Here is a 25,475-nt window from a genome sequence, read left to right on the forward strand (position 1 = left end):
TATGTCTGTAACCGTAACCCGTGACGGGATTGTTCGCCCGCAGCCAGAGGATGCCCGCGTGGAAACGGCGATGCTGCCCTCTTCCTGCCCGCAGAACCACGCAGCCAATCTGCTGCCGCTGCCGGATGGCACCCTGATGTGCGTCTGGTTCGGCGGCACCCAGGAAGGGATCGCTGATATTTCGGTGTGGGGGTCGCGCCTGGCCCCCGGAAGCAATCAGTGGAGCGCGGCGGTGAAGCTCTCCGACGACGCCAGCCGCTCGGAGCAGAACCCGGTGCTGTTCCTCGCCCCGGACAATGTGCTGTGGCTGCTGTGGACCGCGCAGATCTCCGGCAACCAGGATACTGCCATCGTGCGCTACCGCAAGTCGCAGGATCTGGGCCAGAGCTGGGGGGAGATCGCCACCCTGCTCGATAAGCCCGGCACCTTTATTCGCCAGCCCATCGTGGTGCTGGAGAACGGCAACTGGCTGCTGCCGGTCTTCTACTGCCGCACTAAGCCGGGCGAAAAATGGGTGGGTAACGACGACATCAGCGCGGTGAAAATCTCGGAAGATCAGGGGAAAAGCTGGCGCGATGTCGAGGTGCCGGAGAGCCTGGGCTGCGTGCACATGAACATCACGGCGCTGAAAAACGGTAATCTGGTGGCGCTGTATCGCAGCCGCTGGGCGGATAATATCTACATCAGCCAGTCGCTGGACAACGGCGAAAGCTGGTCGGTGCCGGAGCCGACTGAATTGCCGAACAACAACTCATCGATTCAGGTCACCACCCTTGCGAGCGGCGAGCTGGCGCTGGTGTTTAACCACATGAGCGCGGCGGGGGCGCTGGAGCGTCGCGCCTCGCTGTATGACGAGATCGACGACGGCGACGGGCGTAAAGAGCCGGAAGTGACCGATGGCCGCGCCGCGTTCTGGGGCGCACCGCGCGCGCCGATGACGGTGGCGATATCCAACGACGGCGGGAAAAGCTGGCCCTGGCAGCGCAATCTCGACGAAGGCGACGGCTACTGCATGACCAACAACTCGCTGGAGAAGCTCAACCGTGAGTTCTCCTATCCCAGCATCAAGCAGAGCTCCGACGGCACGCTGCATATCGCCTACACGTATTTCCGTCAGGCGATCAAATATGTGTGCGTATCGCCGGAATGGGTGAAGGAGTCGCAACAGTGATTATCGGTCACCTTAACGCCCTGCCGCTGGCAGGGCTGCCCTGCGCTCTCCGTGAGATCCTCCATCGCCCGGAGTGCACTCTGGCGGCGCTAACCGCCCGGAATGACGGACGCTGGCAGCCGGAAGGCTGTACGTGGTTCTGTCATATCGGCCCGGCGCAGACCCAGCCGCAGGCCGAGCGCCATACTGAATATCACCATCAGTGGGCCGATATTCAGGTGGTGCTGGCGGGTGAAGAGATCATTAACGCTGGCATGCAGTCGCTGGCCCAGGCGGGCGATGAAGAGCGGAAGCCGGATCTCTTTATCGCTCCCGGTGCGGTGCATCCGGTGAGTATCACCCTGCGCGCCGGCGATTTCGCGGTGTTCCTGCCCGGGGAGCCCCATCAGGCATTATGTGCCGTGGATGAACCCATGACTGTGCGCAAGGCGGTGTTTAAAGTGCCGCGCGCGCTGCTGGAGGGGTGATATGCGTTCAGCCATCGTCACGGGAGCCAGCTCCGGCATCGGCGAAGCGATCGTTAACCGCCTGCTGGCCGAGGGCTGGCAGGTAACGGGCATCAGCCGTCGCGGGGTAGACAACGCCCATCCTAACTTCACCAGCCTGAGCGTCGATTTAAGTGACACTGTCACTATTTCTGCCGCGCTCAACGCCCTTCCGGTGCCACAGGCGATTATTCACGCCGCTGGGATGATGGCTGCCGCCCCGCTCGGTGAGCTGGATCCGGCAGTCAGCGCCCGCCTGTGGGGGCTGCATATTCACGCCGCCGAGATCCTGTTCAACCACTTTGCCCCACGGATGAGCGCCGGTGGACGGCTGGTAGCTATCGGTAGCCGTACCTCTCGCGGCGCCGCGGGCCGGTCGCAGTATGTCGCCACCAAAGCGGCACTGGTAGGCATGGTGCGCAGCTGGGCGGCAGAGCTGGCGCCGCGGGGGATCACCGCTAACGTGGTTGCGCCGGGAGCAACCCAGACGCCGATGCTGAGCGCGCCGGGGCGGGAAACGTCACCGCCAAAAATGCCGCCGATGGGAAGGCTCATCGCCCCGGAAGAGGTGGCGGCAATGGTGAACTACCTGCTGAGCGCCGAGGCCGCGCCCATCACCGGGCAGGAGCTGGTGCTGTGCGGGGGGGCGTCGTTGGGGTAGATTGTGCGGCCTTTAGTCGGGTGGCGGCTGCGCCTTACCCGGCCAACGGGGGGTTGTAGGTCCGTGCAAGCGCAGCGCCGCCGGGCGATGCCGACGAGGGTAATGAGTGCCCCTCTCCCACAGAGAGTGAGCAACAATTGTGCTACGTTTTAACCACTATCCCCAACGCCGGAGCTGCCATGGAATACACCCCGCTTCTTGAATTCTGGTTTCACGACCAACACCAGGCGCTCTGGTTTTCCCGTAACGATGATTTTGACGCCCAGTGCAAACATCGCTTCTACCCGTTGTGGCAGGCCGCCTGCCGGGGGGAGCTATTTCACTGGCGGGACAGGCCGCACGGACGGCTGGCGGAAATTATTTTGCTGGATCAGCTTTCGCGTAACCTGAACCGCAACGATCCCCGCGCCTGGCAGCAGGATGGTATGGCCCTGATTCTGGCTCAGGAGCTGGTTTATCAGCCGATGTGGCATGAACTGGACAGCAACCAAAAGGGCGTCTCGCTACTGCCGATGATGCATGCGGAATCACGGGTCATTCATCAGGAAGCAGAGCGGCTGTTTACCGCCCTGAATGAGCCGGGTTTTCTCAATGCGGAAATCAAACACCGGGCGATTATTGCGCGCTTTGGCCGCTATCCGCACCGCAACAGCATTATGGGGAGAAGCTCCACCCCTGAAGAGGTGGAGTGGTTAAAGCACAACAAAGGCTTCTAAAGCGTGCGGAGGAAAACGGTGCCCTTCAGATAGAGCGCCGCCTGCCCGCCAATCAACACCCTGTCGCCCTTCAGCTCGCAGCGCAGATCGCCGCCGCGGTGAGAGACCTGCCGCGCCTGTAGGGAGGTTTTACCCAGCTTCTCGCTCCAGTAAGGGATCAACATGCTGTGGGCGGAGCCAGTAACCGGATCTTCCGCCACCCCTTCGCCCGGGCAGAAGAAGCGGCTGACAAAGTCATACTTATCCCCTGGGGCGGTAACGCAGACCATCTTACCCAGCGGCATCATGCCGTCGATATCCGGGGTTAGGGCCTCAACCTGCTGCTGGTTTTCCAGCACTACCATATAATCGCGCCCTGCCCGCACCTCTTTCGCCTCGCGGATACCCAGGGTGCTGAACAGCAGTTCGGGTGGGTTTTCCACCGCCTCACAACCCCATGCCGGGAAGTCCAGCGTCAGCCAGTCGCCACTGCGCTTAACCCGCAGTTCGCCGACAAAGCGGGTGGAGAAGACGATCTCCGTGTGCGGGTAATCGAGATATTCAAAAATCACGTGGGCGCTGGCAAGCGTGGCGTGACCGCACAGGTTAATTTCATGCAGCGTGGTAAACCAGCGCAGCTCAAAACCGCTATCGGTGCGCACGAAAAAAGCGGTCTCCGACTGATTATGCTGCTGTGCCATCTTTAACAGAATCTCATCCGGCAGCCACGCCTCCAGAGGGCAAACGGCTGCAGGATTCCCACCAAATGCGCGGTCGCTAAACGCATCGACCAGATAGAATGCTATTTCTTTCATTGGGTTAACCCTTGTTATTAGCGTAAAAACAGATGACCTTTCATGTAGAGTGATGCCTTGCCGCTCATCAGCACCCGGTCGCCCTTCAGTTCACAACGCACATCGCCACCCCTCGCAGAGACCTGGCGGGCAAACAGCGAGGTTTTGTTCAGCTTTTCACTCCAGTATGGGATCAACATGGTATGCGCCGAGCCGGTGACCGGATCTTCCCACAATGCCACGCCCGGCGAGAAAAAGCGGCTGACAAAATCGTATTCGCCCTCGCCCCGGGCGGTAATCGACACTTTTTGCTCGCCGGGGGTCATGGCCTGAATATCAGGCGTAACCGCCTCAACCTGCTGACGGTTTTCCAGCACCAGCACCCAGGCACGTCCCTTACGGGCCTCGACATAACGGTCAATCCCCAGCGCATGGAGCATCTCTGGCGGTGGGGTCTGGGCCTCCGTCGGACAGGCCGGGAAATCGAGGGTTAACCAGTCACCGTCGCGGCTGACGGTGAGCCTGCCGGAAGCAGTATCAAAATGGATCCGGGCATCGGGATAGTCCATCTCGTTGAACAACACCCAGGCGGTGGCAAGCGTCGCGTGGCCGCAGAGGTTGACCTCGCCGTGGGTGGTAAACCAGCGCAGCTCGATGCCACCTTTATGGCGCACAAAAAAGGCGGTCTCCGACTGGTTATGATCCTGCGTCATCTTCAGCAGCGTCTCATCCGGCAACCACTCCGCGAGGGGGCACACTGCCGCCGGATTACCGCCAAATGCGCTATCGCTAAACGCATCAACGAGATAAAACTCAATTTCCTGCATCGCTCTACCTACTGTTAACTTAATGTTGCATCCTATATTCATGGAAAATAACCGATTTCACCAGCGATTACTTTGCCACCACAGTGAGATCTGCATCACAAAATGATTGTATTTCCATCAGTGATGGTTTTAAGATCAAAACACCTCATATACGTAACCAATCCCTGACATTCCTATGACAACCAACACAGTTTCCCGCCGGGTCGCATGGCTACGGGTGGTGACGCTCGCCGTCGCCGCATTTATCTTTAACACCACGGAGTTCGTCCCTGTCGGGTTGCTTTCGGACATCGCCAGCAGCTTCGGCATGGAGACGGCGCAGGTGGGGATCATGCTCACCATCTACGCCTGGGTGGTGGCGCTGATGTCGCTCCCCTTTATGCTGCTCACCAGCCAGATTGAGCGCCGCGCGTTGCTGATCGGCCTGTTCGTGCTGTTTATCGCCAGCCATTCGTTCCTGGCATGGAACTTTACGGTACTGGTGATAAGCCGGATCGGGATTGCGTTTGCCCACGCCATTTTCTGGTCGATTACCGCCTCGCTGGCTATCCGTCTGGCCCCTGCCGGGAAGCGCGCTCAGGCGCTGAGCCTGCTGGCGACCGGCACCGCGCTGGCAATGGTGCTCGGGTTGCCGCTGGGGCGCATTGTCGGGCAATATTTTGGCTGGCGTACCACCTTTTTCATTATCGGCCTCGGGGCGCTGTTCACCCTGCTGTGTCTGATCAAACTGTTGCCGAAACTGCCGAGCGAGCACTCCGGCTCCCTGAAAAGCCTGCCGCTGCTGGTGCGTCGCCCTGCGCTGATGAGTCTCTATCTGCTGGCGGTCGTCGTGGTGACTGCGCACTACACCGCCTACAGCTATATCGAGCCGTTTGTGCAGTCGGTTGCCGGATTCAGCGCCCGCTTTGCCACGGTACTGCTGTTGCTGTTGGGCGGCGCCGGCATTATCGGCAGCCTGCTGTTCGGTAAGCTCGGCAATCGTCACGCCTCTACGCTTGTCAGCAGCGCTATTGGCCTGTTGCTGGCGTGTCTGCTGCTTCTGCTTCCCGCCTCCGGGAGTGAAATGCATCTGGCGCTGCTGAGCCTGGTCTGGGGCGTGGCGATCATGATTATTGGTCTTGGGATGCAGGTTAAAGTGCTGGCGCTGGCGCCCGATGCCACCGACGTGGCGATGGCGCTCTTTTCCGGCATTTTCAATCTGGGGATTGGCGCAGGTGCGCTGGTGGGGAATCAGATAAGCCTGCATCTGTCGATGGCATCAATTGGCTATCTGGGGGCGATACCGGCGCTGGCGGCGTTAATCTGGTCGGTACTGATTTTCCGCAAATGGCCTGTCGCACTGGAAGAGCAGCCCCATCACGGCTAGTGAGGCGACCGGGTGGCGGAATGCCACCCGGTTCAATGATTAGGGGTAGGTCTGGATAATTTCCAGCACGCCGTTAATGATAAACTGCACGCCCATGCAGACCAGCAGGAAGCCCATCAGGCGGGAAATCGCTTCGATACCATCTTTGCCCACCCAGCGCATAATGGCGCCGGAGCTGCGCAGACAGCCCCACAGGATCACGCCGATAAGGGCGAAGATCAGCGGCGGCGCAAGCATCACCACCCATTCCGGAAAAGTTGACCCGCTACGCACCGTTGAGGCAGAGCTGATGATCATCGCAATGGTGCCCGGCCCTGCGGTGCTTGGCATCGCCAAAGGCACAAAGGCGATATTCGGCACCTCTTTACCCGGCCTCTCCTCAAGCGCGTCCTGCGCATCGGTGGTATCCGTCGCTTTTTGCGCCGGGAACAGCATTCTGAAGCCGATAAAAGCAACGATCAGCCCACCCGCGATACGCAGGCCGGGAATAGAGATCCCGAAGGTGTTCATGACCAGCTGCCCGGCGTAGTACGCCACCATCATGATCGCGAAGACGTATACGGATGCCATGAGGGACTGGTGGTTACGTTGCTCACGGTTCATATCGCCCGCCAGACCCAGGAACAGCGCAACGGTAGTTAACGGGTTAGCCAGCGGCAGTAATACCACCAGCCCAAGCCCAATTGCTTTAATTAAATCAACCATTTTACTGAGTTGTCCTTATCAAAATTTAACCGGGCAAGTATAAGGTTAAACCGCCTGTTTCAGCCACGCACACATCGTAAGTAATATTTTCGTTACGGAATCAATTTATTCTGGTGATAGATAGAACGACAAAACGGGCAAAAATTTGATCTGAATCGCTTTAGCAAATCGTGTCATAAGCAAATGCATTCAGTTGACTTATAGTTGCCTGAGCAATAATATCTGCCGTGATTAAACTACTTGCCAGGGCAACCATTGTGAAAAGCACCAGTGACCTCTTCAACGAAATCATTCCGCTGGGTCGCCTTATCTATATGGTTAACCAGAAGAAAGATCGCCTGCTCAATGACTATCTGTCGCCGCTGGATATCACCGCTACGCAGTTTAAAGTGCTCTGTTCTGTGCGCTGCGAAGGGTGTATTACCCCGGTTGAGCTGAAGAAAATCTTATCTGTGGACCTCGGCGCGCTGACCCGAATGATCGATCGGCTGGTCTGCAAAGGGTGGATTGAACGCCGCCCGAATCCGAATGACAAACGCGGCGTGCTGTTGCAACTGACCAGCAACGGCGCGGAAATGTGTGAAAAATGTCATCAATTAGTAGGACAAGAGCTGCACCAGGAACTAACAAAAAACTTAACGGCGGACGAAGTGGCAACTCTTGAGCGTTTGCTTAAGAAAATCCTGCCGTAAACAGAAAGAGGTATGACGATGTCCAGACGCAATACTGACGCCATCACTATTCATAGCATTTTGGACTGGATCGAAGATAACCTGGAGTCACCGCTCTCGCTTGAAAAAGTGTCTGAGCGCTCAGGTTACTCAAAATGGCACCTGCAACGGATGTTTAAAAAAGAGACCGGCCACTCATTAGGCCAGTACATCCGCAGCCGCAAATTAACGGAAATCGCACAGAAGCTGAAGGAAAGTAACGAGCCGATCCTGTATCTGGCTGAGCGTTACGGGTTTGAATCGCAACAGACCCTGACCCGCACGTTCAAGAACTACTTCGATGTGCCACCGCATAAATACCGTATTACCAATATGCATGGGGAATCCCGGTATCTGCTTCCGATCAATCATTGTAACTGCTAATCGCCTGTATTAAGAGCCTGGTGAGTTAGGTTCTAAGACGTATCGAGGAAATCATGAAACTATTCGCTTCCGCCGCCTTTACCGCTTTGGTGCTGGTCTCAGGCCAGAGTTTTGCGGAGCAAACGCCATCCGTGCCGCAGCCACACAGCCGCGACACGATGATTCTGCCGACCGCTAACGGTCAGTCGCCTCACGATTTTAACCATATGGGCGCAGGCAGCGACAAATCCGACGAATTAGGGGTGCCGTACTACAATCAGCACAATTAATTCGTTTTGCCCCGCCCGCGCGGGGCTTTTTTTTTAGCTTCTCACCCGCGCCGTCCGGCGCACGCGAAAACCAAAGACATTAATATAAAGCCCTGCCATCACCAGAACCGCTCCTGCAAGCTGCAATGCGCCGAGCTTTTCATCCAACAGCAGCGCCGCGCTGGCGATTCCCACCACCGGTACTAACAGCGACAGTGGCGCCACCCGCCAGGTTTCGTAGCGTCCGAGCAGTGAGCCCCAGATGCCATAGCCGATAATGGTGGCGACAAAGGCCAGGTAGAAAAGCGACAAAATGGTAGTGATATCGAGAGTGACCAGGCTGTTAAGCATGACCGTCGGGCCATCCATCAGCCAGGAGGCCAGCATAAAGGGCACAATCGGGATAAGCGCGCTCCACACCACCAGCGACATCACCGCCGGACGCGTCTCCAGCTGCATGATCTTTTTGTTGAAAATGTTGCCGCAGGCCCAGCTGAACGCCGCCGCCAGGGTCAGCAAAAAGCCCAGCAGCGCGACATGCTGCCCGTTGAGGCTGGCCTCTGCCAGCACCAGCACGCCGACGACGGCCAGAGCGATCCCCGCCAGCTGTTTGCCCTGCAGCCGCTCGCCAAACACCATTGCTCCAAGGATGATGGTAAAGAATGCCTGCGCCTGCAGCACCAGGGAAGCCAGCCCGGCGGGCATGCCGAAGTTGATGGCGCAAAACAGAAAGGCAAACTGCCCGAAGCTGATGGTCAGACCGTAGCCCAGCAACAGTCGAAACGGGATTTTTGGGCGCGCAACAAAAAAGAGCGCCGGGAAGGCTACCAGCAGAAAACGTAAACCGGCCAGCATCAGCGGGGGCATATTGTGCAGCCCAACTTTGATCACCACAAAATTCAGTCCCCAAACCACCACCACCAGCAACGCCAGCAGCCCGTCTTTGCGTGTCATACCCTGCCCCTGTTTATTAAATTTTTGTAAACACTTATCAAAGTAACGAAAAAAACGGGCGAGGAACAGATCATTAATTCTGACAGGCAGGCAAAGCACTTAGGGATAAATTGGGTGCTATACAAGACGCTTATGGCGTGATAATCCTGATAGATATTACAAAAATTTACATGCATTTGTCGGGCAGGAAAATGAAACACTCTCTCAGGGGTTCAACCGCAGCGCTGCTGGCCTCATCGCTATTACTCACCATTGGCCGCGGCGCCACGCTGCCGTTTATGACCATCTATTTAACCCGCGTCTTCAACATGAGCGTGGAGAATATTGGTTATGCCCTGACGGTGGCCATGACGATTGGCGTGGTCTTCAGCTTAGGGTTTGGCATTCTGGCCGACAAGTTCGATAAAAACCGCTATATGCTGATCGCCATTACCGCAGTGGCACTGGGCTTCCTGGCGATCCCGCTGGTGGATAATGCAGTCATGGTGGTGCTGGCATTCTCGCTCATCAACTGCGCCTATTCGGTCTTTTCCACGGTGCTCAAGGCCTGGTTTTCCGATGTGCTGAGCCCGGCGGAAAAGGCGCGCGTTTTCTCGCTTAACTACAGTTTTTTGAACATTGGCTGGACCATTGGACCGCCGCTGAGCACGCTGCTGGTGATGTACAGCCTGCAACTGCCGTTCTGGGTTGCCGCCTTCTGCGCTGCGCTGCCGCTGGTTTTAGTTCAGCGCTATGTGCAGGAAAGCGTGGCGGCCGACGGTGAAAACGCCCCGGTGCCGTGGCAGCCGTCAGTGCTGCTTCGTGACCGGGCGCTGTTCTGGTATACCCTTTCCGGGCTGCTGGCCTCCTACGTGGGCGGCTCATTCGCCAGCTGTATCTCTCAGTATGTGCTGGCGGCCGATTACGACAGCGATTTTGCCCAAAAGGTGGTGGCCGTAGTGCTGCCGGTGAATGCCGCGCTGGTGGTCTCCCTGCAATACATCATTGGTCGCAAACTGTCGGCACGTAATATTCGCCCGCTGATGACCCTGGGCACCCTATTTTTCGTCCTTGGACTGGCGGGGTTTATGCTCTCCGGCGAGAATCTGGTCTACTGGGGTATTGCCGCGGCGGTGTTTACCATCGGCGAAATTATTTATGCGCCAGGTGAATATATGCTGATCGACAACATCGCCCCACCGGGCATGAAGGCCAGCTACTTCTCCGCCCAGGCCCTTGGCTGGCTGGGTGCGGCGTTTAACCCGATGATTACCGGGCTGATACTAACCCATCTTCCGCACTGGTCGCTGTTTGTGATAATGATGGTCGCCATTGTGCTGGCATGGATGATGATTTTGCGCGGGATGCGGATGAAGGCGTGGGATGAATTACCTCGTGTAGCTTGAGAGCAGCGCCCGGCGACGCGGCGCTTGCCGGGCCAGTCTGAATAACACTGGAGCTTAATGTTCACATTTTACGCGAATACACGATGGTTCCAGCTATCTTCGTAGAGAATATTTCCATCAATGTACTTCCACAGAATCTTTTCATACCGTAACTCAATATCTTCAAGGTGCGTGCTTGTCATACCACTGGGATGCAAATTCGGCGTAATGGCACAAATTTTGACGTTTTCCATGACAATATTGAAATACTCTACCTCAATACCAGCGTCGTTGGTTTGATACATCTTCAGCGTTGCTGTTTTTAAAGTACGGCCTTCGCAAAGTGCCCGAAACAGCAATGGCGTCGTTCTATCAAACTCTTTCTGGACTTTTACAGGAGTATTGACCTGCCCCCACGATTAGATACAACACTCAGTTAGTAACGTCGGAATCTTCATTCTCAGAATGACCCTTTCTCCAGCCCGCTGCAAATTCAGACGGTGTCTGATAATTCAGCGTGGAGTGCGGGCGGCATTCGTTATAATCCTGCCGCCAGTCATTAATAATTTTCCTGGCATGAACGATATCGCTGAACCAGTGCTCATTCAAACATTCATCGCGAAATCGTCCGTTAAAGCTCTCAATAAATCCGTTCTGCGTTGGCTTGCCCGGCTGGATTAAGCGCAACTCAACACCATGCTCAAAGGCCCATTGATCCAGTGCACGGCAAGTGAACTCCGGCCCCTGGTCAGTTCTTATCGTCGCCGGATAGCCTCGAAACAGTGCAATGCTGTCCAGAATACGCGTGACCTGAACGCCTGAAATCCCAAAGGCAACAGTGACCGTCAGGCATTCCTTTGTGAAATCATCGACGCAGGTAAGACACTTGATCCTGCGACCGGTGGAAAGTGCGTCCATGACGAAATCCATCGACCAGGTCAGATTGGGCGCCGCCGGACGGAGCAGCGGCAGACGTTCTGTTGCCAGCCCTTTACGACGTCTTCTGCGTTTTACGCCCAGGCCACTGAGGTGATAAAGCCGGTACACGCGCTTATGATTAACATGAAGCCCTTCACGGCGCAGCAACTGCCAAATACGACGGTAGCCAAAACGCCTGCGCTCCAGTGCCAGCTCAGTGATGCGCCCTGATAAATGCGCATCAGCAGCCGGACGGTGAGCCTCATAGCGGCAGGTCGACAGGGATAAACCTGTAAGCCTGCAGGCACGACGTTGCGACAGACCGGTCGCATCACACATCAACATCACGGCTTCCCGCTTCTGGTCTGTCGTCAGTACTTTCGCCCAAGAGCCACCTGAAGCGCCTCTTTATCCAGCATGGCTTCGGCAAGCAGCTTCTTGAGTCTGGCGTTCTCTTCCTCAAGCGACTTCAGGCGCTTAACTTCAGGCACCTCCATACCGCCATACTTCTTACGCCAGGTGTAAAACGTGGCATCGGAAATGGCATGCTTGCGGCAGAGTTCACGGGCGGGTACCCCAGCTTCGGCTTCGCGGAGAATACTGATGATCTGTTCGTCGGAAAAACGCTTCTTCATGGGGATGTCCTCATGTGGCTTATGAAGACATTACTAACATCGGGGTGTACTAATCAACGGGGAGCAGGTCAGTATGAAGTCTGGTCCCACTTAGTTTACCCGTATTTGGATCCGAGGGTAACCAAACATGATGACTAACAGACCGCAGTTCAATAGAACCAAGTCGGGCAGGCATAAGACAAGGACCAACTATGGGTGAACCGTTGTCATCCGTAAGCCATAAATGTGCGGGGTTAGACATATTTTATATCCTCTCTATCACTTTTTAAATTTAAACCAGAGAAAAACGTGAAAACCAATAAGAAATAAAATAAATAATCCTGTTAACTCGATGGCAACATCAGGAAAGTGAGAGACAGCGAACATAGCAAATACAACAATTGATAAACAACATCCCCATCCCCATAGAAACAGGACAAACTCTTCTTTCAACCATTTTTTTAAGAACCGCATAATTTACCTCATTAGCCTGACAATTAAATCAACAAGCTCATCATCTGATATAATCATGGGGTTTAGATAGGGGCTACGGGTAATTAATGGCTCGATAATGAAATACATCATCTCAAGTTTACGCGCATAGAGCGCCTGATAATAAAACGCATTAAATGTCTTAAGATTATCAGCACAAAGCGCTGCTTCATGAACTAAACCATAAACGCTGAGCGAAACTGCTGTAGCTGTTACGCTTCCTTTTAGAATCAGCGATCTGGCTTGACTTAGTCGCCCGTGTACTATGGCATGAAAACTGTAGCTTTGGCAGATCGCAGTTGCCACAGAAATAGTGAGCAGCCGGTTCGTCGTGCCTGTTGTTGATAGATAAACACCAGCTTTAACAAGTTTGCGAAGGATATGTTGAATACGCCCTTCTGTTTTATTTTTAAAATGAATTTCTATATACAGTCGAATCATTTCAAAAATAACATCTCGATCTTTATATAACTGGATAAGACCAGAGATAAACCTTGCATCCTCATGCTTAAGTTTCGCACATACATCCTGATAATTCTCTAAAAAGCAAGATATATAATACGATGCACGGGTTACACCACCTTCCATTTGCTTAAGAGTGGAGGTGACGTTATCCTTGACGCCTGCTACCGCCTTATCCAACTTAAGAGCAAGGATTTTATCAGCTTGCACAGAAGTAATGATTGCATCATTGAAATACATACTCCTCCCATCAGTAATTTTTTATTAGCATTACAGGATGAGATATAAGCACACATAACTTGAAGAAAGTATTAATGAATTCCGAAATATTAGTAGGCCGGGTAAGGCGCAACCGCCACCCGGCACACATATCGCACCGAAATTAATGGTGCAACATCTCCTCAACGACCTGCTCTTTATACATTTCGTTTGGATAGTAGGTTGGCCAGTTGTCCATCTCTTTTAATAACGCCTCGTGGGAAGTATTGCCCATAAAGATATGGAAATGGCTGGACTGGCGCGGGCCGATAATATGGTCGCTGAACTGGACAAATTTCGGCGCCTGGCTGCTGGCGTCCTTACATTCAAACAGGTAGCGCACCCCTTTTTTACCGGACGCGTAAGTCAGGATCTTATAGCCGTTAGAGACATATTCGCAGCTGGCGACGTTTTTCCCGCGATGAAATTCCATCACATTATTTTCGATGCCGATGCTCTCTACGTCGGTGGCGTAACCGGTGCGGTAGTAGGCTTTTACCTGATCAAAAGTTTTACTTTTGTCTTTCTCCGCCTTCTTTTTGAATACCGGGTCGAGATCGCCGCTCAGCAGAAACGGATAGACCGACTGCCAGACGCCGTCCCAGTTGGAGAGCGGGCGATCCTTTACATCTTTATCGTTAAATACGCCGTTTGCCGCTTTTTGTTCCGCCTCGGTCATCTGATGTCCGTGGGAATGGGCATAGAGCTGGCCGCTGACCAGCAGCGCCCCCAGAGTTATTGCAAACTTACCAATATGTCCTGCCAAGATAATATCCTCACTCCGTTTAAGTGAGTGAGGATGTTATAGTATAACATTGCGAAAAACAACCCTGTTAAATTGCGACAAGGCCGCGGACACCCTCCTGCTCCATATTCTTCCCGCGCCCGCGCTGGATAATACTTCCCCGGGACATGAGCAGATAACTGTCGGCCAGCTCGGCGGCAAAATCATAGAACTGCTCCACCAGCAGGATCGCCATATCTCCCCGGTTGGCGAGCTGTCGGATCACTTGGCCGATCTCCTTGATCACCGACGGCTGAATACCCTCCGTCGGCTCATCCAGAATCAGCAGCTGCGGACGACTCGCCAGCGCCCGGCCAATCGCCAGCTGCTGCTGTTGCCCGCCCGAGAGATCGCCGCCCCGGCGCAGCTTCATCTCCTTAAGCACCGGAAACAGCTGCCAGATCTCCTCCGGGACCTGCTTTGCCTCGCGCGCCGGAAAGCGCGATAGCCCGAGCAGCAGATTCTCTTCTACCGTCAGTCGGGGAAAAATGTCCCGCCCCTGCGGCACATAGGCGACACCCGCCTGCACCCGCTGGTGCGGTTTAGCCTGGGTAAGATTTTTGCCCTGCCAGAGGATCTCCCCGTTGCGCGCCGGGATCAGCCCCATCAAACACTTCAGTAGCGTGGTTTTGCCTACGCCGTTGCGCCCGAGCAGGCAGGTGACTTCGCCGGGCAGCGCCTCAAAGCTGACCCCGCGCAGGATGTGGCTCCCGCCGTAATACTGATTGAGTTCATTAACCTTAAGCATCCGCGCTCCTTAGCGTCCAAGATAGACGTCAATCACCTGTTCGTTGGCCTGCACGTCGCGCAGCGAACCCTCCGCCAGCACCCGGCCCTGATGGAGCACCGTCACGTGATCGGCAATGGTTTCAACAAAACCCATGTCATGCTCCACCACCATCAGGGAGTGTTTACCCGCCAGGGTGCGGAACAGCTCGGCGGTGTACTCGGTTTCGGCGTCGGTCATCCCGGCGGCCGGTTCGTCGAGCAGTAACAAATGCGGCTCCTGCACCAGCAGCATGCCGATCTCCAGGAACTGCTTCTGGCCGTGCGACAGCAACCCTGCCCTGCGATGCCGCTCCCCGCCGAGGCGTAGCAGGCTCAGCATCTCGTTGATCCGGTCCCCCTGCTCGCTGCTTAACCGGGCGCGCAGGCTGGCCCACACTGACTTATCCCCTTTCATTGCCAGCTCGAGGTTTTCCCATACCGTCAGGGCTTCAAACACCGTCGGCTTCTGGAATTTGCGCCCGATGCCCTGGCGGGCAATGGCTATCGGGTCGAGGGTAGTGAGATCGGTTGTCTGATCGTAAATCGCCCGCCCGCACTGGGGCCGCGTTTTACCGGTGATAACATCCATCAGGGTGGTTTTGCCCGCGCCGTTGGGGCCAATCACGCAGCGCAACTCCCCCACGCCAATATTGAGCGACAGATCGGTAAGTGCTTTAAAACCATCAAAGCTGACGTTGATCCCCTCCAGCTGCAACACCGGGTCAGTTTGATCGCGGTAACGATCCCCGGGAAGCTGGCGGGTAAACAACGCTTCGGCTGGCTGCATTATTTATCTCCTTTGCGCAACAGGCCCGTGACCCCGCGCGGTAAAAACAGCGTGACGGCAATAAAGATTAGCCCCAGAAACAGCTGCCAGTACTCCGGCATCACCACGGTGAAAACGCTTTTTGCGCCGTTGACCAACGCCGCGCCAATCACCGGGCCGATCAGCGTGCCGCGTCCGCCGAGGGCCACCCAGATCGCCGCTTCAATGGAGTTGGTAGGCGACATCTCGCCGGGGTTGATAATGCCCACCTGCGGAACGTAGAGCGCTCCGGCCAGTCCGCACAGCACTGCGGACAGGGTCCAGACCAGCAGCTTAAAGCCGCGCGGATCGTAGCCGCAGAAGGTGAGCCGGTTTTCCGCATCCCGCACCGCCGTCAGAATGCGACCAAACTTGCTTTTCGCCAGCGCATAGCCCACCGCCAGCGAGGCGGCTAACAGCAGCACGGTGGCAATAAACAATCCGATACGCGTGGTGGTGGCGGTCACGGAAAAGCCCAGCAACGTGGTAAAGCCGGTAAAACCGTTGTTGCCGCCAAAGCCCGTTTCATTGCGAAAGAACAGCAACATCCCGGCGAAGGTCAGCGCCTGGGTCATAATCGAAAAATAGACCCCTTTGATTTTTGAGCGGAAGGCAAACCAGCCGAACAGCAACGCCAGCAGGCCGGGCACCATGACGATCAGCACCAGCGCCCAGGCAAAATGCTGAGTGCCCCACCAGTACCAGGGCAATTCACTCCAGGAGAGGAAAGACATAAACGCCGGTAATCCGTCACCTGCCGCCTGACGCATCAGGTACATTCCCATGGCGTAGCCGCCGAGGGCAAAAAAGAGACCGTGGCCGAGCGAGAGCATCCCGGCGTAGCCCCACACCAGATCAAGGGCCACGGCGACAACGGCGTAACAGAGAATTTTGCCTACCAGGGTCAGCATCCAGGTCGAAACGGCCAGCGGATGGCTGGCGGGCAGCAGAGCCAGAAACGGCAGCACCAGCAGTGCCGCCAGAATCAGGGCGCCGAGTATCGGTACGCTGCGCGGCGCCTTGCGCGCCAGGGTTAAGGTCAGTGGCTGGCTCATCAGTCGATTACCCTCCCTTTCAGTGCAAACAACCCCTGAGGGCGCTTCTGAATAAACAGAATAATCGCCACCAGAATCACAATTTTGCCCAGTACGGCCCCCATCTGCGGCTCGAGGATCTTATTGAAAATCCCCAGACCAAAGGCGGCCGCCACGCTGCCCGCCAGTTGACCCACACCGCCGAGCACCACCACGAGGAAGGAGTCGATGATGTAGCCCTGGCCCAGCTCCGGCCCGACGTTCCCCAGCTGCGACAGCGCCACGCCGCCGAGCCCGGCAATCCCCGATCCGAGCCCAAAAGCCAGCATATCGACGCGCCCGGTGGGCACCCCGCAGCAGGCGGCCATGCTGCGGTTCTGCGTTACCGCCCGCACGTTCAGCCCCAGACGGGTTTTGTTGAGGATGAGCCAGGTGAAAAACAGCACCAGCAGCACAAAGCCCAGCACCACCAGCCGGTTCCACGGCAGGATCAGGCTGGCATAGACCTGGACGCCGCCGGAGAGCCATGCCGGATTCGCCACTTCAAGGTTCTGCGCCCCGAAGAGCATGCGCACCAGCTGGATGAGCATCAGGCTGATACCCCAGGTGGCGAGCAGGGTTTCCAGCGGACGGCCATAGAGATGACGGATCACCGTGCGCTCAAGGGCCATACCTACCGTCGCCGTCAGCATGAACGCCACCGGCAGCGCCACCAGCGGATAAAAGGTGAGCCATTGCGGGGTAAACTGCGCCATCGCCTGCTGCACCAGCCAGGTGGCGTAGGCCCCGAGCATCAGCATCTCCCCGTGCGCCATATTGATCACCCCGAGCAGGCCGTAGGTGATCGCCAGCCCGAGCGCAGCCAGCAGCAGAATGGAGCCCAGCGACAGCCCCATGAACGCCTGCCCCAGCAGGTCGCTTATCGTCTGACGATGCTGGATCTGGCGCAGGCTTTCCGCCGCGGCCTCGCGTACTTCACCATCCGGCTCCGTCTGGGCGTGGGTATAGGGCAGCAGGCGGGCCTGCACTTCCGGGTCGCTCGATTCTCCCAGCAGCGTCACCGCCTGCTTGCGCACCGCGGGTTGCGGGCTGGTCAGTTGCAGACTGGCGACGGCGAGGCTCAACACCTCCCGCACCCCATCATCACTTTCACTCGCCAGCTGGCGTTGTAAAAACGGCAGCATTTGTGGCTGGGGATCGCGCTGAAGCTGACGCGCCGCCGCCAGCCTTTCGGTGACACTGTCACCTGTCAGCTGATGGGTAGCGAGCGCGGTGGCGGCCAGCACCCTCAGGCGGTTGGTCAGGCGCACCGCTTTCGGTGAGCCCTGCGCCTGAGCCGCATCACCGAGGGCGATTAACCCGCCCGCCTGGCGGGCAAAAGCGTGTTTGTTGTCGTCGACAACGACGTTCTCTTGCTTCAGAGCCCGCAGCAGCGGCAGCCTGGACGGATCCGGCGCGGCGGCCCACTGCTCCAGCAGAACGGCCTGCTGGCTGCGGCTGGCGGCAACAAAGTTATCGGCGTCCGTTGCCTGCGCCATCCCTGGCAGCAGTCCGGCAAGCCATACGAGAGCGAAGATCGTGCGCATGACGTTCATGGCTTTACCTCTCTGATCCGGATTCAGTTGCTGGCGGTTTTAATCGGCGTGTCGGGTTTTTTGTCGTTTCCGGCGATGAACGGGCTCCACGGCTGGGCGCGTACCGGCGCTTCGGTCTGCCACACCACGTTGAACTGGCCGTTACCCTCGATTTCACCAATCATTACCGGCTTATGCAGATGGTGGTTGGTGGCATCCATGGTCAGGGTGAAGCCCGACGGCGCTTTAAAGGACTGGCCTGCCATCGCCGCTCGCACCTTATCCACGTCGGTGGTGCCCGCTTTCTCTACCGCCTGGGCCCACATATGGATCCCCACGTAGGTAGCTTCCATCGGATCGTTGGTCACGACCGTATCGGCGTTTGGCAGTTTCTGCGTTTTCGCCCAGTTTTTGTACGCCGCAACGAAGGTCTGGTTGGCCGGGTTATCCACCGATTCGAAGTAGTTCCACGCTGCCAGATTACCCACCAGCGGTTTGGTGTCGATGCCGCGCAGCTCCTCTTCCCCTACCGAGAAGGCGACAACCGGCACCTCAGTGGCTTTTACGCCCTGGTTCGCCAGCTCTTTGTAGAACGGTACGTTGGAGTCGCCGTTGATGGTGGAGACCACCGCGGTTTTGCCTGCGGCGGAGAATTTCTTGATGCTGGCGACGATGGTCTGGTAATCGCTGTGGCCGAACGGGGTATAGACCTCTTCGATGTCTTTATCCTGAACGCCTTTGGAGTGTAGGAAGGCGCGCAGAATTTTGTTGGTGGTGCGCGGGTAGACGTAGTCGGTGCCGAGCAGGAAGAAGCGCTTCGCCGCTCCGCCGTCTTCACTCATCAGGTACTCCACCGCCGGGATAGCCTGCTGGTTAGGCGCGGCCCCGGTGTAGAAGACGTTCGGCGACATCTCTTCCCCTTCGTACTGCACCGGGTAGAACAGCAGACCGTTCAGCTCCTCAAATACCGGCAGGACCGATTTGCGCGACACCGAGGTCCAGCAGCCGAAGACCGCCGCCACTTTATCCTGGCTTAACAGCTGGCGAGCCTTCTCGGCAAACAGCGGCCAGTTGGAGGCGGGGTCCACCACCACCGGCTCCAGTTTTTTACCCAGCACGCCGCCTTTGGCGTTGATTTCATCGATGGTCATCAGCGCCACGTCCTTAAGCGGCGTTTCGGAAATCGCCATCGTTCCGGAGAGGGAGTGCATGATGCCAATTTTAATGGTGTCGGCGGCCTGCACGCTGAAACTCATCCCCATGGCCACCACAGAGGCCGATAAAGCAAAGGCTTTTAACAAGGTACGACGATGCATAATTTTCACTCCTGAAAAGAAACGCTGTGCGAAATCGTCCGTTACGGCATGGACGAAGAAAAAGCATTCAGGAGGAGACAGAGCAAAAAGGATGCCAGAATGAAAAAACTGTGGATTCAGGGGGCTGGGGAGGATTTCTGAAGCAGGCGCGGATCAGGATGGCACAGCGTTGCACTTTATTAATGCAACGCTGTGAGAAGTGTTTACCAGACTTCGCTGGCGATTTGCGTGACCAGACGCACCTTGTCCCACTGTTGCGCTTCGGTCAGGGCGTTCCCCTCTTCGGTGGAGGCAAAGCCGCACTGCGGGCTGAGGCAGATCTGATCTTTCGCGACATATTTCGCCGCCTCTTCCAGACGCGCCTTCACCCCTTCCGGGTTCTCCAGCTCGCCGCTTTTGGTGGTGATCAGACCCAGCACCACCTGCTGCTTGCCCGGACGGATAAAGCGTAACGGGGCAAAATCGCCGCTGCGATCGTTGTCGTATTCCAGGAAGAAGGCGTCAACATTCACGGTACTGAAGAGGATCTCCGCCACCGGCTCGTAACCCCCTTCGGAAATCCAGGTCGAGCGGAAGTTGCCGCGGCAGACGTGCAGCCCGATGGTCAGATCCTCCGGCTTGCCTTCCAGCGCCTTGTTCAGCACGCGGGCATAGGTACGCGCCAGCTGATCCGGGTCATCGCCGCGCTCGCGGATCTGGCGGCGCTGATCGTCGGAGCAGAGATAGGCCCAGACGGTATCGTCCAGCTGTAGATTACGGCAGCCCGCGTCGTAAAACGCGTGGATAGCATCGCGCCAGGTCTGCGCCAGATCGTCGAAATAGACATTCAGATCCGGGTAGACCGTGGCGTCGATGACCTTACGCCCACCGCGGAAATGCAGCACGCTCGGGCTTGGGATGGTCATCTTCGGCTGGGCATTACCGCTGATGCTTTGCAGATAGCGGAAGTCGTCGAGCATCGGATGGCTGCCGAAGCCCAGTTTACCGGTGACGCGCACGCCGTGGGCTTTGGTCTGCACGCCGTTAAACTGGATCCCCTGCTCAGATTCGTAGCGCTCCACACCCTGCAGACCGTCGAAGAAATCAAAGTGCCACCAGGCGCGACGAAACTCCCCGTCGGTCACGACCTGCAGGCCGCAGGCGCACTGCTGTTCAACCACGTGGCGAATCGCCTCGTCTTCTACTGCACGCAGCTGCTGCGCGTTAATCTCACCGCTGGCAAACTGGATCCGCGCCTGCTTGATGGCGTCGGGACGTAAGAAACTGCCCACCACATCGGCACGGTACGGGGCGTGTTGTCGCTGCATGCTTTTCTCCTTTAACTGCCGCCAGGTAATTGCCGACAGTGATAATTCATCTCTTGAAGTTTTAGCCTTCTGGATGGCTAAATGTCTAAAAAAGATGTCACAGCGCTGGGCTTACGGCAAACGAGAAAAATTCACTAGTGTTGAAAAAAATTCATGTTCAGGCTGAAAGGCAAAAAAACCGCCAGAGACTGGCGGTAAATGCTTGCATGGATAGATTTGTATTTTGCTATCTACGGACCCGGCATTCCATACCAGGCTGCGGATCCTCAATAAGCTAGCATGGGGAAGATAAATAAAGACTAAACATGCGCTATAGCTGCGGGATATTTGCCCTTTTCTGGCGCATGGAGCGGGATAAAAGCCAGATAAGGGTGCAGGCAACCACCGGCACCAGCCAGTCGAGCAGGCTGGCGACATTCCAGACCTGCCAGTCAAACCCGCCCCACCACGGCATATTGGCGCGCTTGCCGTGACCAAACAGGGCAATCCAGCGGTATTCAGCCTGGGTCTGTTCCCGGGCGATAAACCACAGCGAACCCAGCGCCCCGCCCGTACCCCACCGATCCCATTTCAGACCGCACAGAAACTGGACAAGAAGTGCCGCTAACGCGTGCATAAAAGGGGATAAATCCATTACTTTGCCTGACGAGTTCATCTTTAGTTCAATATGAGCACAGCAACATACGGGTAAAAGCGGCTCGGGTGAAGTGTTTTGCGAAGATAGCTTCAGCAAACACGGCAACATTCGAATTTTTTATGGCTGGCTCCTTACATTACACACAGCCAGCCTTACAAATATGTTATGTAGTAAGAAATGGCCGACTTGCTGGACTGATTTTTTCATTTCCACCTCACGTTATTTATAAATAGTTCTCGAAAATGTAAAAGGTTTAGCATATACTTTTTTCAAAAATCCAATATGGCAATTTAACATGGATTATGTGTTATATAACTTGATGTTTTTAGTCTGTATTATCTTGGCGATATACATCAATTCATTATTGTGCCGAGTCAATTTTTATGATCATATAGATTTCTCTGGCAGGCGCTATTTCCATCTTGATGGCATAAGAGGATTAGCAGCATTATTTGTCGTAATGAATCATGCGGTTTTTTCTTTTGCAAATAATGGTTTTACACCTGATGAAATAGACACCTACAATTTCTGGATATTCGCCCATGCTGGAGACACAGGCGTACAGATATTTTTCAGCATTACTGGATTTCTTTTTTTTGATAAGATCATCAAGACCAATAATAACATTGACTGGGGTGGCTTTTTTCAAGCTCGGGTAAAACGACTCGTACCTATGTATATAATGGCAACAACCATAGTAGCGATTCTCACGCTACTATGGTCGCACGGTCAACAATCCCCCCTGACGACACTGAGACAGCTGATAAATATTTATGGCTTTGGATTTCTTGGCAGTGACATATGGGTAAATGGCTTCAGGACATATTCATTAAATGCTGTAATCTGGACACTTCCTTACGAATGGCGATTTTACTGCATTTTACCCGTAATATGTACCCTTATAAGATATAAGCGTCTATTTTATTTTTCATTTGTTTTAGCATTTCTTTATGCATTGAACGATCTCTATACTGGGCAAGTTGTTTGGGTTTATTTTATATCAGGAGCAGCAGCCGCTGTTGTAAATAACACCGCCAAACTCACACTCCGTAGGAAGACGGTTGCAATTGATGTTATTTCTTCTTTTGCCGTCATAATTTGCTTGATCTATTTGCTAAATTGCGATTTGAGCGGATATGGATTTGAGCGATTTATAATCATAAGCATACTATTTATATTTATTATATGGCTAAAGCCTGGCATATTAACACTCAGACCATTAGTCTATTTAGGTGAGGCGAGCTATAGCTCATACCTGCTTCATTTAATTGTCAATGCGCTTGTCATCAAGAGCTTGTCTAGTTTAACTGATTTAAATAAGGCTTCGCCTCTCTTATTTTGGTGCGTAATAGCCTCGCTCGTAGGAATCACAACACTCCTCACAGCCTATACATTTAAATACATTGAGTATAAATTTCTCAAAAAATAGGCGGTTCTACCGCCTGAGTTCTGTTTTGTGATATAACTGATAACTAAATTTGCCATCCGCCTGGCTTAATCACTTAACCTAAGCCTCAAAAAACCGCCCGAAGGCGGTTAATGAATTTCATAGCGGTCTCTTGGTTACATCAGGGTCATCCACGACCGGCGGGTCGTTCACATCTGGTGTGTCAGGTATATCATCATCAGGAAGCGATTCATCATCAGGAAGAGGATCAACGTAATCTGGACGATCGGTCATAAAGCCTCCGTCAAACTTGGTTATGAGAGTCTACTTAGACTTACCCGGTTTCTGTTTGGACTGGTCATCTTTCGGGTTCTTTTGAGACTGCTTAGATTGATCTCTGTTTGAACCTTGCTCATTGGATTTCATTTTGAACTCCTGTTGGCATATGCGGCAAATCGCCACCTTTAAAATATAAGGCATGCTTATGGTTATATCGAGCGAGGCGAGAGGATAAACAGAAGGTTCAACTGAGCTGGCAAATGCATCTTTCAGGTGAAAAAGCCGGGCATCACGCCCGGTTCTGTTGCCAGCCTGAAAATGCCCTTACGCGCTCAATCCGCGGTTCACCAGCATCGGCTCAATCTTTGGATCGTGCCCGCGCCACTGACGATAAAGTTCAGCTAAATCAGTGCTGTTCCCGCGCGACAAAATCGCCTCACGGAATTTTTGGCCGTTCTCGCGGGTCAGCCCGCCTTCTTCCACAAACCACTGATAGCCGTCGTCGGCCAGCATTTGGGTCCAGAGATAGGCGTAATAGCCGGCTGCGTAGCCGCCGCCGAAGATATGGGCGAAATAGCTGCTGCGATAGCGCGGTGGTACGGCAGGGAGATCCAGCTGTTCGCGTTCCAGCGCCGCGGCTTCGAACGCCTCCACGTTTGCTGGGGCTTCGCTGGCGGTTATTCCGTGCCAGTTCATATCCAGCAGTGCGGCGCTGAGCAGCTCGGTCATGTCATAGCCTTTATTAAACTGGGTGGCACTGAGCATTTTCTCGCGCAGCGCGTCGGGCATCGGCTCCCCGGTTTCGTAATGGCGGGCATAATGGGCAAAGACCTCGGGATGGCTGGCCCAGTGCTCGTTGATTTGTGACGGGAATTCCACGAAATCCCGCGGCGTATTGGTGCCAGAGAGCGTGGCGTAACGCTGGCTGGCAAACAGGCCGTGCAGAGTATGGCCAAATTCGTGGAACAGAGTGATCACATCATCCCACGAGATTAGCGCTGGTTGGCCTTCAGCCGGTTTTTGATAGTTGCAGACGTTGTAGATCACCGGCCGCGTCCCGGCTTCATGGGATTGTTCAATAAAGTTACCCATCCACGCCCCGCCGCCTTTCGAGTCGCGGGCGAAGAAGTCACCGTAAAAGAGCGCCATCCCTTCTCCGTGGTGATCGAAAATCTCCCAGACTCGCACATCAGGGTGGTAGACAGGGATATCCCTGCGCTCAGCAAACGTAATGCCGAAAAGCCGGGTCGCCGCCCAGAAGACGCCGTCGGTCAGCACCCTGTCGAGAGCAAAATAGGGTTTAACCTGTGATTCATCCAGAGCGTACTTCGCCAGACGCACGCGTTCAGCGTAAAAGGCCCAGTCCCAGGCCTGAACCTGAAAGTGGCCCTGCTCTTCATCAATCACTTTCTGAATGTCAGCCTGCTCCTGCAGGGCGCGACCGCGCGCAGTAGGAACGATACCCCGCATAAACTGCAGCGCAGCGTCGGGGGTTTTCGCCATCTGATCGGCAATTTTCCAGCTGGCGTAGCTGTCATAGCCCAGCAGTTCAGCCTGACGCGCACGGAGCGCCACCAGACGTGCGACCACTTCGCGGGTATCGTTGGCATCGTTTTTTTGCGTGCGCAGCCAGCCCGCCTTAAAGAGATTTTCTCTGGTCTGACGATCGCGTAGCTGTTGCAGAGCCGGCTGTTGCGTGGTGTTCAGCAGCGGAATGAGCCAGCGATCGCTGAGTCCCTTCTCCGCTGCGGCCTCGGCAGCCGCGGCCTGTTCCGCCGGGCTCAGGCCATCCAGTTGATGCTGATAATCCACCACCAGCCCACCCGCCTTGTCTGCCGCCAGCAGGCGCTTGTTAAACTGGCTGGTTAGCGCGGCGGATTCGGTATTGAGCGCTTTCAGCGCCTGCTTTTCCGCCTCCCCCAGCCGGGCCCCAGCCAGAATAAAGCGCTGATGCAGCTCCTCAATCAGCCGCAGGGACTCGGCATCTGGCGCCATCGTCTGGCGGTCATTGTAGATGGCGTCCACCCGGGCGAAGAGCGCGTCATTCAGCCAGATGTCGTTAGAAAGCGCCGCCAGTTCGGTGGAAATCGCCTCTTCCAGCTGCTGCAGGTAGTCATTGGTGTGCGCCGAGGTCATGGCAAAGAAGACGTTGCTCACCCGGCTCAGCAGCTCGCCGCTTTTCTCCAGCGCCAGGACGGTATTGGCAAAATCAGGCGCATCCGCGGAGCCAGCTATCGCCGCGATCTCCTTGCGCTTCTGGCGGATGGCTTCGTCAAAGGCCGGACGATAATGTTCGTCGCGGATCAAATCAAAATGCGGTGCCTGGTACGGCAGCGTGCTGCTTGTGAAAAACGGGTTGGTGCCAGACATATCAGACTCCTGAATACGGTAAATTTCACCAGAGTAGGCCAGCCCGGCAGCCACTGCAATCTCTGTCACCTGAAGGGGCTAAAAAGTCGCCTTACTCTGCGTCAGA

27 protein-coding genes and 2 pseudogenes are annotated in these 25,475 nt (G+C 55.4%); 10 read left to right on the forward strand and 19 right to left on the reverse strand.

Annotated features, from left to right (window positions below; genetic code table 11):
• The first annotated feature begins 1 nt into the window (after position 1).
• The 4 genes from DVA44_RS12385 to DVA44_RS12400 all read left to right on the forward strand — a co-directional run bounded on the left by DVA44_RS12385 (position 2) and on the right by DVA44_RS12400 (position 3,033).
• Entirely contained in the window at positions 2-1,171 is a 1,170-nt protein-coding gene (locus DVA44_RS12385; protein ID WP_114387107.1) for an exo-alpha-sialidase, read from the forward strand.
• Complete coding sequence (locus DVA44_RS12390) at positions 1,168-1,638, forward strand: YhcH/YjgK/YiaL family protein (RefSeq protein WP_114387108.1); 471 nt, start codon at positions 1,168-1,170, stop codon at positions 1,636-1,638. The genes DVA44_RS12385 and DVA44_RS12390 overlap by 4 nt, the downstream gene beginning before the upstream one ends.
• 1 nt (position 1,639) lies before the next feature.
• Entirely contained in the window at positions 1,640-2,317 is a 678-nt protein-coding gene (locus DVA44_RS12395; protein ID WP_114387109.1) for an SDR family NAD(P)-dependent oxidoreductase, read from the forward strand.
• 179 nt (positions 2,318-2,496) lie between these two features.
• Positions 2,497-3,033 carry a DUF924 family protein gene (locus DVA44_RS12400; RefSeq protein ID WP_114387110.1) on the forward strand — a complete coding sequence of 179 codons (537 nt, stop codon included), beginning with the start codon at positions 2,497-2,499 and terminating at the stop codon, positions 3,031-3,033.
• Here DVA44_RS12400 and DVA44_RS12405 read toward each other — a convergent pair.
• On the reverse strand, positions 3,030-3,827 hold the full coding sequence (locus DVA44_RS12405; protein ID WP_114387111.1) for a PhzF family phenazine biosynthesis protein: 798 nt from the start codon (positions 3,825-3,827) through the stop codon (positions 3,030-3,032). The two genes, DVA44_RS12400 and DVA44_RS12405, sit on opposite strands and share 4 nt — an antisense overlap.
• A gap of 17 nt (positions 3,828-3,844) precedes the next feature.
• Positions 3,845-4,633: a PhzF family phenazine biosynthesis protein gene (locus DVA44_RS12410; RefSeq protein WP_114387112.1), complete on the reverse strand. Its 789-nt coding sequence runs from the start codon at positions 4,631-4,633 to the stop codon at positions 3,845-3,847.
• Positions 4,634-4,808: 175 nt separating this feature from the next.
• Between DVA44_RS12410 and DVA44_RS12415 the strand changes: the two genes are divergently transcribed.
• Positions 4,809-5,999 (forward strand): sugar transporter, encoded by a 1,191-nt coding sequence (locus DVA44_RS12415; RefSeq protein WP_114387113.1) that lies wholly within the window; start codon positions 4,809-4,811, stop codon positions 5,997-5,999.
• A gap of 39 nt (positions 6,000-6,038) precedes the next feature.
• On the opposite strand, the gene DVA44_RS12420 is transcribed toward DVA44_RS12415, so the two are convergent.
• Positions 6,039-6,704 (reverse strand): MarC family NAAT transporter, encoded by a 666-nt coding sequence (locus tag DVA44_RS12420; protein WP_103824447.1) that lies wholly within the window; start codon positions 6,702-6,704, stop codon positions 6,039-6,041.
• Between the two features lie 257 nt (positions 6,705-6,961).
• Between DVA44_RS12420 and marR the strand changes: the two genes are divergently transcribed.
• From marR to marB, 3 genes are read left to right on the forward strand one after another with little or no spacing between them, the layout of a single operon-like run.
• Positions 6,962-7,396: a multiple antibiotic resistance transcriptional regulator MarR gene (marR, locus tag DVA44_RS12425; protein ID WP_103824448.1), complete on the forward strand. Its 435-nt coding sequence runs from the start codon at positions 6,962-6,964 to the stop codon at positions 7,394-7,396.
• 18 nt (positions 7,397-7,414) lie between these two features.
• Entirely contained in the window at positions 7,415-7,798 is a 384-nt protein-coding gene (gene marA / locus DVA44_RS12430; protein ID WP_139156372.1) for an MDR efflux pump AcrAB transcriptional activator MarA, read from the forward strand.
• 53 nt (positions 7,799-7,851) lie between these two features.
• Complete coding sequence (marB, locus tag DVA44_RS12435) at positions 7,852-8,067, forward strand: multiple antibiotic resistance protein MarB (RefSeq protein WP_103179554.1); 216 nt, start codon at positions 7,852-7,854, stop codon at positions 8,065-8,067.
• A gap of 33 nt (positions 8,068-8,100) precedes the next feature.
• On the opposite strand, the gene eamA is transcribed toward marB, so the two are convergent.
• Positions 8,101-9,000 (reverse strand): O-acetylserine/cysteine exporter, encoded by a 900-nt coding sequence (gene eamA, locus DVA44_RS12440; protein ID WP_114387114.1) that lies wholly within the window; start codon positions 8,998-9,000, stop codon positions 8,101-8,103.
• A 191-nt stretch (positions 9,001-9,191) separates the two neighbouring features.
• Here eamA and ydeE point away from each other — a divergent pair, with 191 nt between their 5' ends.
• Positions 9,192-10,385: an efflux MFS transporter YdeE gene (gene ydeE / locus DVA44_RS12445; RefSeq protein ID WP_114387115.1), complete on the forward strand. Its 1,194-nt coding sequence runs from the start codon at positions 9,192-9,194 to the stop codon at positions 10,383-10,385.
• Between the two features lie 68 nt (positions 10,386-10,453).
• Here the strand turns inward: ydeE and DVA44_RS12450 are convergent.
• The 13 genes and pseudogenes from DVA44_RS12450 to DVA44_RS12515 all read right to left on the reverse strand — a co-directional run.
• Positions 10,454-10,774: pseudogene (locus DVA44_RS12450) on the reverse strand (Hcp family type VI secretion system effector); the annotation flags it as partial.
• A 22-nt stretch (positions 10,775-10,796) separates the two neighbouring features.
• Positions 10,797-11,917 (reverse strand): IS3-like element ISSen4 family transposase gene (locus DVA44_RS12455; protein ID WP_087451024.1). Its coding sequence is split into 2 segments (ribosomal slippage): positions 10,797-11,659 and positions 11,659-11,917, totalling 1,122 coding nucleotides; the frame shifts between segments, so codons are not numbered across the junction.
• Positions 11,918-11,987: 70 nt separating this feature from the next.
• Positions 11,988-12,158, reverse strand: a pseudogene (locus DVA44_RS26020) (type VI secretion system tube protein Hcp); the annotation flags it as partial.
• Positions 12,159-12,175: 17 nt separating this feature from the next.
• Positions 12,176-12,370 carry a hypothetical protein gene (locus tag DVA44_RS26025; protein WP_114315018.1) on the reverse strand — a complete coding sequence of 65 codons (195 nt, stop codon included), beginning with the start codon at positions 12,368-12,370 and terminating at the stop codon, positions 12,176-12,178.
• Positions 12,371-12,373: 3 nt separating this feature from the next.
• Complete coding sequence (locus tag DVA44_RS12475) at positions 12,374-13,090, reverse strand: hypothetical protein (RefSeq protein WP_114315019.1); 717 nt, start codon at positions 13,088-13,090, stop codon at positions 12,374-12,376.
• 142 nt (positions 13,091-13,232) lie between these two features.
• Entirely contained in the window at positions 13,233-13,874 is a 642-nt protein-coding gene (zinT, locus tag DVA44_RS12480) for a metal-binding protein ZinT (protein WP_114387117.1), read from the reverse strand.
• Positions 13,875-13,941: 67 nt separating this feature from the next.
• Positions 13,942-14,640 carry an urea ABC transporter ATP-binding subunit UrtE gene (gene urtE / locus DVA44_RS12485; RefSeq protein ID WP_114387118.1) on the reverse strand — a complete coding sequence of 233 codons (699 nt, stop codon included), beginning with the start codon at positions 14,638-14,640 and terminating at the stop codon, positions 13,942-13,944.
• A 9-nt stretch (positions 14,641-14,649) separates the two neighbouring features.
• The gene (urtD, locus tag DVA44_RS12490) at positions 14,650-15,447 is read right to left on the reverse strand and encodes an urea ABC transporter ATP-binding protein UrtD (RefSeq protein ID WP_114387119.1); all 798 of its coding nucleotides are present in this window, start codon (positions 15,445-15,447) and stop codon (positions 14,650-14,652) included.
• Entirely contained in the window at positions 15,447-16,520 is a 1,074-nt protein-coding gene (gene urtC, locus DVA44_RS12495) for an urea ABC transporter permease subunit UrtC (RefSeq protein ID WP_114315023.1), read from the reverse strand. Before urtC ends, urtD begins: the two co-directional genes overlap by 1 nt.
• Entirely contained in the window at positions 16,520-18,094 is a 1,575-nt protein-coding gene (urtB, locus tag DVA44_RS12500; protein ID WP_114387120.1) for an urea ABC transporter permease subunit UrtB, read from the reverse strand. The genes urtC and urtB overlap by 1 nt, the downstream gene beginning before the upstream one ends.
• Positions 18,095-18,117: 23 nt before the next feature.
• Positions 18,118-19,389: an urea ABC transporter substrate-binding protein gene (gene urtA / locus DVA44_RS12505; RefSeq protein WP_103824459.1), complete on the reverse strand. Its 1,272-nt coding sequence runs from the start codon at positions 19,387-19,389 to the stop codon at positions 18,118-18,120.
• A gap of 203 nt (positions 19,390-19,592) precedes the next feature.
• Positions 19,593-20,696: a cobalamin-independent methionine synthase II family protein gene (locus DVA44_RS12510; RefSeq protein ID WP_114387121.1), complete on the reverse strand. Its 1,104-nt coding sequence runs from the start codon at positions 20,694-20,696 to the stop codon at positions 19,593-19,595.
• A 310-nt stretch (positions 20,697-21,006) separates the two neighbouring features.
• Positions 21,007-21,330 (reverse strand): hypothetical protein, encoded by a 324-nt coding sequence (locus tag DVA44_RS12515; protein ID WP_114387122.1) that lies wholly within the window; start codon positions 21,328-21,330, stop codon positions 21,007-21,009.
• A 298-nt stretch (positions 21,331-21,628) separates the two neighbouring features.
• On the opposite strand from DVA44_RS12515, the gene DVA44_RS12520 reads away from it, so the two are divergent.
• Positions 21,629-22,762: an acyltransferase gene (locus DVA44_RS12520; protein ID WP_114387123.1), complete on the forward strand. Its 1,134-nt coding sequence runs from the start codon at positions 21,629-21,631 to the stop codon at positions 22,760-22,762.
• A 117-nt stretch (positions 22,763-22,879) separates the two neighbouring features.
• On the opposite strand, the gene DVA44_RS26030 is transcribed toward DVA44_RS12520, so the two are convergent.
• Positions 22,880-23,014, reverse strand: coding sequence for a hypothetical protein (locus tag DVA44_RS26030; protein WP_246842280.1), 135 nt, complete (start codon positions 23,012-23,014; stop codon positions 22,880-22,882).
• A 309-nt stretch (positions 23,015-23,323) separates the two neighbouring features.
• Positions 23,324-25,369, reverse strand: coding sequence for a peptidyl-dipeptidase Dcp (gene dcp / locus DVA44_RS12525; RefSeq protein WP_114388416.1), 2,046 nt, complete (start codon positions 25,367-25,369; stop codon positions 23,324-23,326).
• Positions 25,370-25,475 lie beyond the last annotated feature (106 nt).

It is taken from the genome of Leclercia sp. W17, from assembly GCF_003336325.1.
In the GTDB taxonomy this organism is placed as follows: Bacteria; Pseudomonadota; Gammaproteobacteria; order Enterobacterales; family Enterobacteriaceae; genus Enterobacter.

Bases quoted from the DNA above. Each gene is read 5' to 3' on its own strand.
- DVA44_RS12385 (WP_114387107.1), top strand. From the start codon at position 2: ATGTCTGTAACCGTAACCCGTGACGGGATTGTTCGCCCGCAGCCAGAG.
- DVA44_RS12395 (WP_114387109.1), top strand. From the start codon at position 1,640: ATGCGTTCAGCCATCGTCACGGGAGCCAGCTCCGGCATCGGCGAAGCG.
- DVA44_RS12400 (WP_114387110.1), top strand. From the start codon at position 2,497: ATGGAATACACCCCGCTTCTTGAATTCTGGTTTCACGACCAACACCAG.
- DVA44_RS12405 (WP_114387111.1), bottom strand. From the start codon at position 3,827: ATGAAAGAAATAGCATTCTATCTGGTCGATGCGTTTAGCGACCGCGCA.
- DVA44_RS12410 (WP_114387112.1), bottom strand. From the start codon at position 4,633: ATGCAGGAAATTGAGTTTTATCTCGTTGATGCGTTTAGCGATAGCGCA.
- DVA44_RS12415 (WP_114387113.1), top strand. From the start codon at position 4,809: ATGACAACCAACACAGTTTCCCGCCGGGTCGCATGGCTACGGGTGGTG.
- DVA44_RS12420 (WP_103824447.1), bottom strand. From the start codon at position 6,704: ATGGTTGATTTAATTAAAGCAATTGGGCTTGGGCTGGTGGTATTACTG.
- marA (WP_139156372.1), top strand. From the start codon at position 7,415: ATGTCCAGACGCAATACTGACGCCATCACTATTCATAGCATTTTGGAC.
- marB (WP_103179554.1), top strand. From the start codon at position 7,852: ATGAAACTATTCGCTTCCGCCGCCTTTACCGCTTTGGTGCTGGTCTCA.
- eamA (WP_114387114.1), bottom strand. From the start codon at position 9,000: ATGACACGCAAAGACGGGCTGCTGGCGTTGCTGGTGGTGGTGGTTTGG.
- ydeE (WP_114387115.1), top strand. From the start codon at position 9,192: ATGAAACACTCTCTCAGGGGTTCAACCGCAGCGCTGCTGGCCTCATCG.
- DVA44_RS26025 (WP_114315018.1), bottom strand. From the start codon at position 12,370: ATGCGGTTCTTAAAAAAATGGTTGAAAGAAGAGTTTGTCCTGTTTCTA.
- DVA44_RS12475 (WP_114315019.1), bottom strand. From the start codon at position 13,090: ATGTATTTCAATGATGCAATCATTACTTCTGTGCAAGCTGATAAAATC.
- urtE (WP_114387118.1), bottom strand. From the start codon at position 14,640: ATGCTTAAGGTTAATGAACTCAATCAGTATTACGGCGGGAGCCACATC.
- urtD (WP_114387119.1), bottom strand. From the start codon at position 15,447: ATGCAGCCAGCCGAAGCGTTGTTTACCCGCCAGCTTCCCGGGGATCGT.
- urtC (WP_114315023.1), bottom strand. From the start codon at position 16,520: ATGAGCCAGCCACTGACCTTAACCCTGGCGCGCAAGGCGCCGCGCAGC.
- urtB (WP_114387120.1), bottom strand. From the start codon at position 18,094: ATGAACGTCATGCGCACGATCTTCGCTCTCGTATGGCTTGCCGGACTG.
- urtA (WP_103824459.1), bottom strand. From the start codon at position 19,389: ATGCATCGTCGTACCTTGTTAAAAGCCTTTGCTTTATCGGCCTCTGTG.
- DVA44_RS12510 (WP_114387121.1), bottom strand. From the start codon at position 20,696: ATGCAGCGACAACACGCCCCGTACCGTGCCGATGTGGTGGGCAGTTTC.
- DVA44_RS12515 (WP_114387122.1), bottom strand. From the start codon at position 21,330: ATGGATTTATCCCCTTTTATGCACGCGTTAGCGGCACTTCTTGTCCAG.
- DVA44_RS12520 (WP_114387123.1), top strand. From the start codon at position 21,629: ATGGATTATGTGTTATATAACTTGATGTTTTTAGTCTGTATTATCTTG.
- DVA44_RS26030 (WP_246842280.1), bottom strand. From the start codon at position 23,014: ATGACCGATCGTCCAGATTACGTTGATCCTCTTCCTGATGATGAATCG.
- dcp (WP_114388416.1), bottom strand. From the start codon at position 25,369: ATGTCTGGCACCAACCCGTTTTTCACAAGCAGCACGCTGCCGTACCAG.